The 13,352-nt window shown below is 64.2% G+C and carries 13 protein-coding genes; 9 read left to right on the forward strand and 4 right to left on the reverse strand.

All coding sequences use genetic code 11. The annotated features are described in order from the left end of the window. Position 1: 1 nt before the first annotated feature. The gene (locus tag OCU_RS35525; protein WP_014379895.1) at positions 2–1,270 is read right to left on the reverse strand and encodes a cytochrome P450; all 1,269 of its coding nucleotides are present in this window, start codon (positions 1,268–1,270) and stop codon (positions 2–4) included. Between the two features lie 157 nt (positions 1,271–1,427). On the opposite strand from OCU_RS35525, the gene OCU_RS35530 reads away from it, so the two are divergent. The 4 genes from OCU_RS35530 to OCU_RS35540 all read left to right on the forward strand — a co-directional run bounded on the left by OCU_RS35530 (position 1,428) and on the right by OCU_RS35540 (position 6,266). Next, positions 1,428–1,880, forward strand: a complete 453-nt coding sequence (locus OCU_RS35530; protein ID WP_014379896.1) for a VOC family protein — start codon at positions 1,428–1,430, stop codon at positions 1,878–1,880. A gap of 442 nt (positions 1,881–2,322) precedes the next feature. Further along, positions 2,323–2,583 carry a type II toxin-antitoxin system Phd/YefM family antitoxin gene (locus OCU_RS50400; protein WP_009954496.1) on the forward strand — a complete coding sequence of 87 codons (261 nt, stop codon included), beginning with the start codon at positions 2,323–2,325 and terminating at the stop codon, positions 2,581–2,583. After that, positions 2,580–2,987 carry a type II toxin-antitoxin system VapC family toxin gene (locus OCU_RS35535; RefSeq protein WP_014379897.1) on the forward strand — a complete coding sequence of 136 codons (408 nt, stop codon included), beginning with the start codon at positions 2,580–2,582 and terminating at the stop codon, positions 2,985–2,987. The genes OCU_RS50400 and OCU_RS35535 overlap by 4 nt, the downstream gene beginning before the upstream one ends. A gap of 177 nt (positions 2,988–3,164) precedes the next feature. Next, entirely contained in the window at positions 3,165–6,266 is a 3,102-nt protein-coding gene (locus OCU_RS35540; protein WP_014379898.1) for a DUF3427 domain-containing protein, read from the forward strand. A gap of 60 nt (positions 6,267–6,326) precedes the next feature. Here OCU_RS35540 and OCU_RS35545 read toward each other — a convergent pair whose 3' ends face one another. After that, a complete protein-coding gene (locus tag OCU_RS35545) occupies positions 6,327–7,892 on the reverse strand; it encodes a serine/threonine-protein kinase (RefSeq protein ID WP_014379899.1) in 1,566 nt (521 codons plus the stop codon). 492 nt (positions 7,893–8,384) lie between these two features. Between OCU_RS35545 and OCU_RS35550 the strand changes: the two genes are divergently transcribed. The 3 genes from OCU_RS35550 to OCU_RS35560 all read left to right on the forward strand — a co-directional run bounded on the left by OCU_RS35550 (position 8,385) and on the right by OCU_RS35560 (position 10,104). Next, positions 8,385–8,906 carry a carboxymuconolactone decarboxylase family protein gene (locus OCU_RS35550; protein WP_225337596.1) on the forward strand — a complete coding sequence of 174 codons (522 nt, stop codon included), beginning with the start codon at positions 8,385–8,387 and terminating at the stop codon, positions 8,904–8,906. Beyond that, positions 8,903–9,448, forward strand: coding sequence for a carboxymuconolactone decarboxylase family protein (locus OCU_RS35555; protein ID WP_014379901.1), 546 nt, complete (start codon positions 8,903–8,905; stop codon positions 9,446–9,448). Before OCU_RS35550 ends, OCU_RS35555 begins: the two co-directional genes overlap by 4 nt. A 113-nt stretch (positions 9,449–9,561) precedes the next feature. Then, on the forward strand, positions 9,562–10,104 hold the full coding sequence (locus OCU_RS35560; protein ID WP_172417570.1) for a TetR/AcrR family transcriptional regulator: 543 nt from the start codon (positions 9,562–9,564) through the stop codon (positions 10,102–10,104). Here the strand turns inward: OCU_RS35560 and OCU_RS35565 are convergent. After that, positions 10,084–11,253 carry an acyl-CoA dehydrogenase family protein gene (locus OCU_RS35565; RefSeq protein WP_014379902.1) on the reverse strand — a complete coding sequence of 390 codons (1,170 nt, stop codon included), beginning with the start codon at positions 11,251–11,253 and terminating at the stop codon, positions 10,084–10,086. The two genes, OCU_RS35560 and OCU_RS35565, sit on opposite strands and share 21 nt — an antisense overlap. A gap of 79 nt (positions 11,254–11,332) precedes the next feature. On the opposite strand from OCU_RS35565, the gene OCU_RS35570 reads away from it, so the two are divergent. Continuing rightward, positions 11,333–12,079: an Rv3717 family N-acetylmuramoyl-L-alanine amidase gene (locus tag OCU_RS35570; RefSeq protein WP_014379903.1), complete on the forward strand. Its 747-nt coding sequence runs from the start codon at positions 11,333–11,335 to the stop codon at positions 12,077–12,079. A gap of 1 nt (position 12,080) precedes the next feature. On the opposite strand, the gene OCU_RS35575 is transcribed toward OCU_RS35570, so the two are convergent. Beyond that, complete coding sequence (locus OCU_RS35575; protein ID WP_014379904.1) at positions 12,081–12,839, reverse strand: cutinase family protein; 759 nt, start codon at positions 12,837–12,839, stop codon at positions 12,081–12,083. Between the two features lie 220 nt (positions 12,840–13,059). On the opposite strand from OCU_RS35575, the gene OCU_RS50405 reads away from it, so the two are divergent. Further along, positions 13,060–13,326: a hypothetical protein gene (locus tag OCU_RS50405; protein ID WP_014379905.1), complete on the forward strand. Its 267-nt coding sequence runs from the start codon at positions 13,060–13,062 to the stop codon at positions 13,324–13,326. Positions 13,327–13,352 lie beyond the last annotated feature (26 nt).

Raw genomic sequence — 13,352 nt, forward strand, 5'->3', positions numbered from 1 at the left:
GTCACCACGGGCGTGACGTGTCCCGGCTGGGTCCCGGGGTGAAGGTGACCGGGAGCTTGCCCAGCCCGGTCATGCTCGGGTTGCCCAGGTATTGGTGGACGTTTTCGACGTCGACCTCATAGTCGGGGATGCGGTCGAGGACGGCCTTGACCATCACTGCCGACATCAGCCGGGCGAGATGCGATCCGATGCAGCGGTGCGGGCCCAGCCCGAACGCGACGTGGCAGTTGGGTGCGCGGTCGAGGATGATCTCGTCGGGCCGGTCGAACTCGGTTTCGTCGTGGTTGGCCGAGAGCCAGCTGAGGACGACCCGGTCGTTCTTTCTCAGGCATTGGCCGCCGAGGACGACGTCGTGAGTGACTGTGCGGCTGAGGGTTTGGTTGACCGAGAAGTAGCGCAGGAATTCGTCGGTGGCGGTGCGGTAGAGCTCGGGATGGTCGATGAGTTGCTGTCTGAGGTCGGGGTGGGTGCCCAGGTGCCTTAAGGTCAGTGCGGTTTGTGAGGTGGTGGTGTCGACGCCGCCGCCGATGAGGTTCCACAGGATGTTGAGCAGCTGCTCGTCGGTGAGGCGATGGCCGTCGAATTCGAATTGCAGCAGGAAGCTGGTCAGGTCGTCTTCGGGGTTGCTGCGTCTGGCCGTGGCGAATTCGATGACTTCTTGCATCATGGCGGGGACTTTGGCGATCGCGTCGGCGTACTCGTCGCTGTCTTGGGGGACGGCCATGACGGAGTGAAAGAGGTTGGCGTACAAGTGCCAATTGTCGTAGGGCAGGCCCATCAGCTTCATGGTCAGGATGGCCGGGACCGGGCTGGCGTAGTCGAGCACCAGGTCCATCTGTCCAGTTGTGATGTGTTGGTCGAGGAACCAGTGCGCGGACTGCTCCATGAACGGCTTGAGTTTCTCGACGGCGCCGGGGGAGAAGAACGGGGCCAGCGCGTGGCGGAGGGCTTGGTGGTAGGGGCCGTCGACCTCGCCGATGCCCAGGGCCGGTTGGCCGTCGGGGCGCGGGACGCCCATCTCGCCCTGGTAGTCGACGCCGTCGGGGGCGTTGGGTTCGTATTTGTGGGCGAAGGTGTCGCCGTCGCGGGCGGTGTGGCTGACGGCGTCGTAGCTGCTGAGGTACCAGAAGCCGTCGTAGTTCTCGTTCCACGCGACCGGACAGCGTTGCCGCAGTTCGGCATTGACGGCCAGCTCGTTGAGGTTGAACGCGTCGGAGTGATGGTCGAAGTCGACGGTGGCGTCGGGCCGGACCTTCGGGCGTGTGACCATCGAAGCTCTCCCACGGAAGCGGTCTGCTTAGTTGGCGGTGACGGGCGCTTATTGGTTTATCTTTGCATTATTACGCTTTAGAGCCCCGTGGAGAAGCTTGGTTAAAGGCCGGTAGCGATTGCATTCGTCAGGGGTCTGACTTGCTGCGGAGGTTGGGTTGAGTAGTCATCGAACGGTTTTCAATCACGTTGGGTTGTGCGTCACGGATCGCGAGCGGTCACGCCGCTTCTACGAGGGACTGCTGGGATTTCAGTTCTGGTGGGAGCTCGACCCGCCCGACGAGGCAACATCCCAGCTGGTGGGGCTGCCCGAGCCGCTTGGCGTGCACGCGACCTATCTGGTGCGGGACGGGTTCGTGCTCGAGCTCATGGACTACTCGAAGCGTCAGGTTCATGCGGGCTCGGAGCGGGTGATGGACCAGATCGGCCTGACGCACATCTCGTTCTCGGTGTCCGATCTTCCGGGTGTGTTGGCTCGGGTGGCCGAGTTCGGGGGAGCGGTGGTCGATTCGTCAGTGTCGGCCGGGGCGGCGATGATTCGGGATCCGGATGGGCAGTTGTTGGAGTTGCTTTCGGACGGGTGGTTGAAGGCGTTGCCAGCGCGGCCGTAATTGCGGTTTGGCTGCGGGTGGCGACAGGGCGATGTTGTCAGTGCCGGATGAGATGGTGTCGCCATGAAGACGATCGCAGTGAAACTGTTTGGTGCCATGGTGTTAGCTGGTGCCGCGATGGGTCTCCTGGCAGCGGCCCCGGCACAGGCCGATCCGCCATGCGCGCGGATCAACACCTGCCAGTACATGCCAAACCCATACGACGATGGTCCGCTGATGCCCACCTGGATGCCCCCGGCGCCTATGGAGGCTGGACGAACCTTCCGGTGATGTGCAACCCGGCTACGTACCGGTGCGAACAATACGTTCCAGCGCCATGACCGCTTGGGGCCCGCTGTGGCTGTGTGGTCGCAAGTCATCAAACTCGCTCTCCCGGAAGGACCCTTTGCTGCGCCAACCTAGCTACTCCGCCAACGGCTACGATTGTGCTACATTTGTAGGCATGTCTGAAGTGGCATCTCGTGAGCTGCGCAACGATACGGCTGGGGTGCTGCGGCGGGTTCGGGATGGAGAGGACGTCACCATCACTGTCAGTGGCCGACCGGTCGCAGTTCTTACCGCAGTTGTCCCTCAGCGCAGGCGTTGGCTGAGCAAGACGGAGTTGCTGTCGCGCTTGCCCCGCGTTCAAGCGGATCCGGGATTACGCGAGGACCTTCACGCACTCGCCGGCGACACTACCGAGGAGCTGGGCCCGATCCGATGAGCAACCCGCAGGTGGCCGGAGTGCTCGACACTTCGGTGTTCATCGCGACCGAAAGTGGTCGGCCTCTCGACGCGGCGCTGATCCCTGATCAAGTTGGCACGACGGTTGTTACCCTCGCGGAACTGCACGTTGGTGTGTTGGCCGCGTCGACTTCCGATATTAGAGCGCAGCGCCTCGCGACATTGGAATCCATTGCGGATATCGAAGCGCTGCCGATCGATGACGATGCGGCCCGGATGTGGGCCCGGCTGCGGATCCATCTCGCCGAGACCGGTCAACGCGTCCGGATCAACGATCTGTGGATCGCGGCCATCGCGGCGTCCCGAGGGCTACCCGTTGTCACGCAGGACGATGACTTTGCCGTCTTGGATGGTGCGGCCAATTTGACCGTTATCCGCGTCTGAATTCGTATTGAACCGCACCAATGAGCTGAATGCGAACTCGGAACCGGCCGACCAGGGTCCGTGCGTCACGGTTATGGATGTGATTGCTGCGTAAGGGAAGTGGGTTTCGAGCCATTTCTTCGCCGCGCTCGCCCGTTTTCACCTTTCCTGTCGGACCGGTCGGCTACGCTGCCGGGCGTGTGGCAGGGACTCTACGAATCGCTGTTAACTGAACGGTTGTACCAGGCGCTGGCTGAAAGCACGGACTTGCGCCCCAGGATCGAGCTGGTCGATGAGGGCGAACAGCCGCTGGTGCTCGCGCGTCACCTCACGCCGCTAATCGAGCGCTCGCTTCGCGCGGCGTCGACATCGCAAGAACGTATCGACCTGGTGCGCCGAATCCTAGCCGTGCTGCCCCATCCCGATGCCCTAGCCGAGGCTTTGCATGAACGCGAGCCGGGAAAAGTCGAGCAGCTCGACGAGGTCATGGAGGCAGATCGGCTCGGTATTACCCGTTTGCCTCGCCCCGCTACGCCGCTGTCGGACGCGGCGCTCATGACCAATGCGCACAACGAGCCGACATTGGCTGCCGAATTGCGCGCCGAGCTCGCTAGCGCGGACCAAGTGGATTTGCTGTGCGCATTCGTCAAGTGGCAGGGTTTGCGGTTGCTAGAAGACCAACTCCGGGAACTGCGACAACGCAACGTGCCGCTGCGAGTCATTACGACGACCTATCTCGGTGCCACCGATGCGCGCGCGCTTGACGCATTAGTTGATGAGTTCGGCGCGCAGGTGCGGGTCAACTACGAAACCAACCGCACACGCTTGCACGCCAAAGCATGGTTATTGCGGCGCAACACCGGCTTTCACACCGCATATGTGGGATCGAGCAATCTTTCGCACGCTGCCCTCGTCGACGGGCTGGAATGGAACGTGCGGCTCTCCGCAGTGTCGACGCCGCATCTGCTAGAGAAATTCCGCGCAACCTTCGAGTCATACTGGGAAAACCGCGAATTCGAGCCCTATTTGCCATCGACCGACGGAAACCGGCTACGGGCGGCGTTGGACGTGGCCGCTGGTGGACGTCGTCGGGACGGCGTGACGATCACGCTGTCAGGTCTAGAGGTGCATCCCAAACCGTTCCAAGAGGAGATGCTTGAGGAGCTCGACGCAGAGCGCGTGCTGCACGACCGGCATCGCAACCTGATTGTTGCGGCTACCGGCACCGGGAAGACAGTGGTCGCCGCGCTTGATTATCGCCGCTTGGTGCGCGAAAGACATGGACGTGACCTGAAGTTGCTGTTCGTGGCGCACCGCAAGGAAATTCTGATGCAGGCACGACGCATGTATCAGGAAGTGCTGACCGAGCCGACGTTCGGGGAGTTACTCATCGGTGGCGACCAGCCGACCAAATGGCGGCACGTCTTCGCGAGCATTCAGTCGCTCTCCGCGGGACGTCTCGCCACGATCGAAGCCGACTATTTCGATGTGGTAGTGATCGACGAGTTTCACCACGCCGAGGCTGCGTCGTATCGGCGGCTGCTGCAGCATGTGCGGCCCATGGAACTCCTGGGCCTAACCGCGACGCCTGAGCGTGGCGACGGCGTAGATGTCCGGGAATTCTTCGATGGAAGGGTAGCCGCCGAGCTGCGACTGTGGGAAGCGCTCGAGCAGCACCTGTTGTGCCCGTTCCACTACTTCGGGGTCCACGACGCAGTCGATCTCGGTGACTTGCAATGGAAGCGCGGCGGATACGATTCGTCGGCACTAAGCGCCCTATACACCGGCAACGACGCGCGCACGCGGATTGTGCTCAAGGAACTGCGCGACAAGGTTGCTGACGTAGCCGCAATGCGCGGCCTGGGGTTTTGCGTGAGCATCGAGCACGCCCGCTACATGGCGGATCGTTTCAACAGCGGAGGCGTTCCCGCGCGTGCGGTGTCGGCGGATACTCTTGTTGCCGAGCGCGCGGCAGCCCTTAAAGCGCTGCGCGACAGGGAAATCAACATCTTGTTTGCGGTCGACCTTTTCAACGAAGGACTCGATATTCCTGAGGTCGACACCGTGTTGTTCCTGCGGCCGACCGAGAGCGCCACTGTTTTCTTGCAGCAGCTCGGGCGCGGTCTGCGGCTAACGGCCGGTAAGACAGTGCTCACCGCCTTGGATTTCGTTGGGCACCAACGCCGCGAGTTCCGCTTCGATCAACGCTTCCGTGCGCTGACGGGGCTCAGCCGCAAGCAGCTGATGCGACAGCTCGATCGGGGCTTCCCGTTCCTTCCGTCCGGAAGCCAGATCGTGCTGGACTCGGTCTCACGCAAACTCATACTGGAAAACATCCGTCAGCAGCTGACGCCGCGGTGGGCGGCATTGGTCTCCGAAGTTCGCGCGCACCCCAACGACAGTCTCAGCTCCTACCTCGATGATTATGGCCGCGGCCTGGAAGACGTTCTACGCACCGGCCGGTCGTGGACAACGTTGTGCCGTGACGCCGGGAAGGCTGCTGGATCTCCTGGTCCACGAGAGGACGCTCTTGTCAAACGCGTTCGCACTCTCGCGCATGTTGATGACCAACGACGCCGTGCTGCTTACCTCGGCATCCTGAACGGGACGGCTCGTCCTGCAACTGCTAGCGACGAGCGGCTGGCCCAAATGCTTTTCTTCTCGCTGTTTCCCGATGGAGGTGGATTCGATAGCACCGCAGCAGGACTCGCGGCAATAAAAGGCGAACCGGTGGCCGACGAGATGCGTCAGGTCATCGACATCGCCTTCGACAGCGCGCGGCGCAGTACCTACCCCTTGGGCGAGCGCATCCTCGAGCTGAGCGATGTGCCGCTGGCGGTACATGCCAGTTACTCGCGCGAGGAGATCCTGACTGCTCTCGGATTCGCGTCGCTCCAACGCACCCCGAGCACCATGCGAGAAGGCGTTGCTTGGTGCGAATCAGCCAATTCCGATGCCTTTCTGATCACTCTGAAGAAGACTGAGACGGACTATTCGCCGACTACGATGTACCGCGACTTTGCACTGAGCCCAACGCTGTTCCACTGGGAATCGCAATCGACGACATCCTCGACATCGCCAACCGGTCAGCGTTATATCCACCATCGCCAACGCGGTTCGCACATCCTGTTATTCGTTCGCGAGTCAAAGACCAACGCGTTAGGGACGTCGCCCTATGTGTTTCTCGGTCCAGCCGATTATGTCTCGCATGAGGGTGACCGGCCCATGGCGATCACTTGGCGGTTGCGACAGGCGATGCCCACTGAAGTATTCATGGCATCCCGGGCAGCGGTGGCATAATCACCTCTGGATCGCCTGGTTCGGTCGGACGTTCCGGGATTCCTTCGGCGATTCAACTATTCAGTTGTATGCCGTACTTCCCGGTTCGGGATGCGTCGTGCTGATGAGCTTGGCTGCGCAGTGGTCTCGGTCAAACCCTTGGGACCGGCACCAGGCGAGCGGGCCGGCGGGGTCGGCGAAGGTTATGCCCGCGACGGTAACCCAAAAGTCCGGTCCGGAGAACGTGGACCAATCACCTGACCAAAGCAATCTCACGTTGGGATAGCTCTGTCTCAGCTGCAGATGTTCTCGTAGCGTCATTGCGTTGTCCCACACAGCGCCGTTGTCGAAGACGCCGGGACGCTTGGAGCTGAGCTGCGGGACCCAGTGGTCGGCGAGTTGCGTGCTCACGTACGCCCGATCGTCGTTTGCAATTTGGCGTAGCCGTTGCACGGGGTCTAGCGGTGCAGATGGCGATGCGTTGGGCGCTCGAACCGACTGGGTAGCGGAGGACGGTAACTCCGTCTGAGGCGTCGTAACAGGATTGGTGTAAGTGACAGGGGGTGCCGCGGAGGGCTCCGAGTCGTTTGAATTGTCGTGGCCGAGAAGGCCGACGGCAAGCGCTGCACCGCCCACAAACAGCGCCACAATGATGCCTACAACGGTCAGGATCAACAACTTTTTCGAAGTGCCTCGTTCGGCGCCGACGGGTCCTGCCGAACCTGTTGCGGGATAAGGATATTGGGCATTGAACGGCGGATAGCTGGGGGGCGCACTGATGTATTGCGGCGCAAGCAGAGTGTCTGTGCTGAGCGAGTCAGCCTGATCGGGTGCGAGTGCACGGATTGCCGCGCGCCCCAGTGCTCCGGCGCTGCCGTAGCGGTCATCAGGATGTTTTGCCATGCCGCGGGCAATGACGTCGTCAAAGGACCGCGGAACGCGCGCATTCACGGCGCTTGGCCGCGGAGGCGGCGACGACACGTGAGCGCGGATGGCCTGCTCTGCGCTGTGAACCGGAAACGGCTTGGCGCCCGTGAGCGCCTCGTAAAGGACGCATGCTAGCGAGTAGACATCCACAGCTGACGTTGCTTCGTCGTCTCCGAATCGTTCGGGAGCCATATAGTCGAAGCTGCCCACCGTATATCCCGCCATAGTCAGGTGGGTGTCACCTCTGGCTTCGGCGATGCCAAAGTCGACCAGATATGCGAAATCGTCTGGCGTGACAATGATGTTCTGCGGCTTTACGTCACGGTGAATCAGTCCTGCAGCATGGGCAGCGTCTAACGCGGATGCGATCTGTCGGATGATGTCACTTGCGCGTTGCGCCTCGAGGGCACCCCCCTTGAGGATTTCGTGCAATGTCTGGCCCTGGACCAGCCGCATATCGATGTACAGAACGTCGTTGATCTCGCCCCAGTCGTGGATGGGGATAACATGCGGCTCCTGCAAAATTGCAGCGGCGCGAGACTCTCGCAGAAACCGTGTACGGAACGTTTCATCATCGGAATACCTATCGGTGAGCACCTTCAGGGCAACGATTCTGCCTTTGTTGGTGTCGTACGCCTCGTACACCTCACCCATGCCACCCGTGCCGATCAGCCGCCTGATCTCATAATGGCCGAACGCCGTACCGACCAGCGACTTCATCGCGCCCCTCCTTTGTTCTCCGGCCAGTATCCGGCGAGCGGATAGCTCGCGCAGGAGTATTCCCAGGAACGTTTGAATTTATGGGATGCGCGCCGGGATGGTCCTTGTGGCGACCCGCCGCTTTCGCGACTGAATTCAATCGACCACACACAATTTGCGCCCGCGTGGGTGGGTCGAACCTGCGGCCTAACGCTTGGTGGTTCGCCGTTCAATTGAAAGGCAGCGAGTTCGTTAGAGCCGTGCCGCAGGCATATTCCGGATGCGATAGAACTTGAGCTACAGATTTCGCGAACCGACCGTAGCGCCTGACGGGACAGCAAGGCCGCTGCGCGGCAACAAAGCTCACGCTCGATGGGTGAGTCACGGTCTCCATCGATGCCGGATAACACGCGATCCGCCGCGGAAGCCGGTGATGCGTCCCGAGAATGCGGTGTCCAGCTGACTGGCCGGACTGGTAACTAAGCTCGAGATACGCCCGCCAAAGGAGAACGCGTGACCCGAATGCCGCTCGCCAACGCAGACGAGCAACCCGAACACATCCGCCAGCTCCTCGAACGCCCCGGCACCCTCGACGTCCTACGCCTGATCGCCAACGCCCCCAACGTATTCGAAGAATGGGCGCAGATGGCCGGGCAGCTCTTCGACAGCCCGACGTTCACCCCGCGGATGCGCGAAGTGATCATCCTGCGGGTGGGCCACCTGCAGGAGTCGCCCTACGAGCTCGCCCAGCACGTAGTCTTCGCCCGAAAGGCAGGCCTCACCGACCAACAGATCGACGCCCTCCAGAACCAAGCGGACCTCGACGACGCCGGATTCAGCGCCGACGAACGCCTCGTCATCGACACCGTCACCGAGCTGTCTACCACCCGCCGCCTGTCCGACGGCTCTTTCACCAAGGCCCACGCCCTGCTCGGCGACGAGGCGCTCACCGAACTGCTGATGATCGTCAGCTGCTACTACGGCCTGGCGCTGGTGCTCAACGCCGTCGACCTCGACATCGACGCCCCCGCATGACCCGCATCCCGTACCGCGAACCCGAGGACATGCCCGAGCTTGCCCGCGAATTGACCGCGCAGCGCGGCAATCTCAACGTCTACCGCGCGCTGGCCAACGCCGAGAGGGTGTTCACCAGCTGGATGGTGGCCGGCGACGCCGCCCTGACCAGCCCGGTGCTGCCGAGAAGGCTGCGCGAACTCATCGTCCTGCGCACCGCCTATCTCATGGACTGCACCTACGAACTCGGCCAACACAAAGACGTCGCACAAACGGTCGGGATCGACAGCGATACCATCGCCGCGCTGACCTCCGAATCCGATTGGCAAAAAGGCGATTTCGACCCCACCGAGCTGGCCGTGCTGCACCTGACCACCGACCTGGTCACCACCCGCCGCGTCGCGCCCGAGCTTTTCGCCCAGGTCCACCAAGCCCTCGGCTCGGAGGCCACCATGGAGGCGTTGATGGTCATCAACCGATACGCGGGCCTGGCCCTGATGCTCAACGCGCTCGAGGTGGATCTCGACGAGACCGCCCGGCTTCCCGTGCCGCCGACGCGATGAGGCGACGGTAACCCGCGGTTCCCCCACCGGCCAATCGGCCTTCCCGTAATCTCCACGATGTGGTGGTGCGCAAGCAGCCGTCGACCCGCCTGTCGGCCGAGGACTGGCTCGAGGTGGGCTACACCGTGCTCGCCGAAGAGGGTGTGCGCGCACTCAAAGTCGAACGCCTCTGCCAGCAGGCCGGCGTCACCCGCGGCAGCTTCTACTGGCACTTCGAGGACATCGACCACTACCGGGCCGCGCTCGTCGAATCCTGGAACAAATTCCTCGAACGCGACCGCCAGGCGCTGTCCAAGCTCGACGAGCTGCCACCCCGGGAGCGCCTGTTGGCCCTGACGCGCACGCTGGTCAGCCCCCAGTACTGGATGCTCGAGCGGGCGATGCGCGAATGGGCCCGCCTGGACCCGGTCGCGGCCGAAAACATCCGCGCGGCCGACCGGCTCCTGCTGCGCACCGTGGTGAAGGCCTACTGCGACTACGGGTTCAGCTTCGAGGACGCCAAACTGCGCGCGGAGTTGACCTTCGCCGCGGGAATCGGACTGCTGCACCTCACCAGCTCGGCCGAGCAGGCCCAATCGCTGTCCCAGCGAGAACGATTCCTGGCCGTGATGCTGGGCGAGGCGGGAACCGCCGGCTCAGATCATGGCGATGGGTGAGATCATTGCGCCAATCGCCAACGCCCCGGCAAACTCTCGGCTCGTGTCGTAGTCGAACACCACATGCCCCGCGGCGATGTCCACATCACGCTTGGCGCGCTGCAACGGGCTCGACAGGAAATGAGCGCTGGCGCCGGCCGCCTCCAACAGATCGGCGATGATCGCCCGGCACTCGTGCACCGTGCGCGCGGCCGCCAGCCGGGCATCGGCGCGCACCGACCGGCTCACCCGCCCGCCGCTCACCACGACCGCCTCGATCTCGTCGGCGGTCGCCGCGATCAACGCCCGCAGCGCGCTCAGCCGCACCCGCGCCTCGCCGAGCCGGATCTGCGCGGCGGGCTGATCCTTTTGCGCCACCCCGCTGTATGCCAGCACCCGCCCGCCGAGGCGCTCGGCGAACAGCTCGGTCACCCGTTCGGCCGCCCCGAGCACGGGCATCGACGCCGTCAGCGCCAGCGCGGGCACCATCGGCCACCGGTACGTCGGCACCCCGTGCGCCAGCGCGCCGGGTGCGGTGCCGCCGTAGATGTCGGCCACCGCGACCAACCGATGCTCGGGGACGAACACGTCGTCGACGACCAGATCATGCGAACCGGTGCCGCGCATGCCGGCCGTGTGCCAGGTGTCGACGACCTCGACCCGGTCGGCGGGCAGCACGACGAGCACCGGGTCGATCCCGTCCGCGCGCTCGATCAGCGCGCCGACGATCATCCAATCGGCGTCCATCGCCCCCGTCGCCCACGCCCACCTGCCGGTCACCCGCACCCCGCCGTCGGCCGGGACGCCGCGGCCGGTCGGGGCCAGGGGCGCCGGCGCCAGCACCGGTCCGGACGCGAACACCTCCTCCTGCGCCCGCGGATCGAACAACGACAGCATCCAGTTGTGCAGCGCGTAGAAACCCAGCGTCCAGGCGCTCGAGGCGCAGCCGTGCGCCATCCGCCGAATCGGTTGCAGCAGTTCAGGAAACGAGGCCTGCCGGCCGCCGAACCGCGCCGGCAGCAACAGGCGGAACAGCTCGGTCTGCCGGAAATCGCTCACCGTCGCCGCGGGGAGGCGCCGCAACCGCTCGGCCTCCTCGGCGCGATCGGCCAGCCGCGCCACGAATTCGTCGGTGATGCCGTGCAGGGGACGGCTGTCGACCACGGACATGCCGACGACCGTAACATACTTTTTAGTATGTAGCGGCGCCGGTTGTTACCATCGCCCGGTGAGCGATCGCCCGGGAGGGATGCGATCACGCCGCGACGTCCTGAAGATCGCCGGTGTCCTGCCGGCGATCCTCGGCGCCGCCGCCGTCCTGCCCGCCCCGCGCGCGGCCGCCGGCGTCGCCGGGATGTCGGTCTTCCTCGATCCCGGCCACAACGCCGTCAACGACGCCTCGATCAACCAGCAGGTGCCCAACGGTCGCGGCGGCACCAAGCCGTGCCAGACCTCGGGCGCCGCGGCCGGCGACGGCTATCCCGAGCACGCGTTCACCTGGGCGGTGGTGGGGCTGATCGCCGACCAGTTGAACCAGATGGGCGTTCGCACCCAGCTCTCGCGCGACGGAGACGCCGGCGTCGGCCCGTGCATCGACCAACGCGCGGCCGCGGCCAACGCCATGCGCCCGGACGCGATCGTGAGCATCCACGCCGACGGGGGACCGCCGTCGGGCAGCGGATTCCACGTCAACTACTCCAGCCCGCCACTGGGCGATGTTCAGGCCGGGCCCGCCGTGCAGCTGGCCCACGCGATGCGGGATGCCTTGGCCCAGTCGGGGTTACAGCCGGCGAACTACATCGGCTCCGACGGCCTGTACGGCCGCGACGACCTCGCCGGGCTGAACCTGGCCCAATACCCGGCGGTGCTGGTCGAACTCGGCAACATGAAAAACGCGGGCGACGCCGCGCGGATGGAAAGCGCGGACGGCCGGGCGGCCTACGCCGCCGCGGTCACCCGGGGGATCGTCGCCTTCCTCAGCGCCAAGGCCGGCTGACTCAGCTGCCGAAGCCTCCGCTCGCGGGTGGCGGCGCCGGGGCGGGGCCACCGAGGCCGAGGTGGCTGGAGGCGAAGGCGACGCCTTTGTCGATGATGGAGCCGTCGTCGGCGTAGGTGTTGTGGGCGGCGAAGTTCATGCCGTCGGAGCAGACGGGGTCTTCGGTGGCGCAGACTTTGAGGGTTTTGTCTTGGTAGGCGGGTCCGATGACGACGGGGGGTTCGCCGAGGAAGTTCATGGCGCGCACGTTGGGCATGCCGAAGAGCACGACTGAGGAGACGTGGTTGGCGACGTCGGGGGACAGGGGTTTGGGGACGGTGGCGGGGTCGATGCCTTCGGGGACGGCGGCGGAGGTGACAAAGCCCATGACGGCGGCGCCTTGGGAGTAGCCGCCGAGGACCATTTTGGTGTTGGGGCAGTCATGGGCCATGGATACGACGTGGGCGCCGGCGTCGCGGATGCCGTCGATGCCGGTGTCCCATTGGTCGGTGGCGGGGTAGTTGACGGGGTAGACGTCGAAGGAGCGGTCGCCGACGCGTTGGTGCAGGGCGTCGACGAAGGCTTGGCCGGTGGGGCCGACGCCGGGTTCTTCGCCGGTGCCGCGGGCGAAGACCACTTGCACGTCGGGACATTGGGCGGCGGCGGTGGGGATGAGGGAACCGGAGACGGCCGAGGCGGCCATGCCCGATGCGGCGATAACTACTGCTGGACCAAAAGAACGAACAATGCGACGCACGATCATGCCGTCCAACGTGCCCATGCGAGCCCCTCCCAAACTGTCAACTTGCCGACCATTTCGTGATGTTTTCCTGTATACCGGCGCGCGCCGGCTTGCGGTGGATAGCGGCTCCGTCGCCTCCATCGGACCGACGCGGCCAGTGCGCATCTGGTTACCAAAAAACACTTTAAGCCGTCGTTTGATTTCGTCTGTCGAGGGTAGCCGCAGATCGCGGGACTCTGCCAATCAGAGGGGCGGCGACATGGCAACGGGCGAAACGGGTTTCGGCGGTGTAACCTTCGATCTCTTTTCCGTTCAACACCACTCGGTGATATCGGGCCGCGACGACGACCCGCGCGCGCGACGCAACCCGCGCGGGACCGAATGGGATTGCCTCCGGCCCCGCGATGAGGACGCCGGTGCGGCGAATTGGTTTCCGCGTGAGCCGAAAATGCTGAGCGGGCGCACAGGTGTCGGCATGGTCACATACGGGCAACGCTCAGGTGCGCTCGGCGTGGCGCCCTATTAGAGTGACGTATCTTAGGGAAAGCTTAT

The sequence above is a fragment of the Mycobacterium intracellulare ATCC 13950 genome (assembly GCF_000277125.1).
Lineage (GTDB): Bacteria > Actinomycetota > Actinomycetes > Mycobacteriales > Mycobacteriaceae > Mycobacterium > Mycobacterium intracellulare.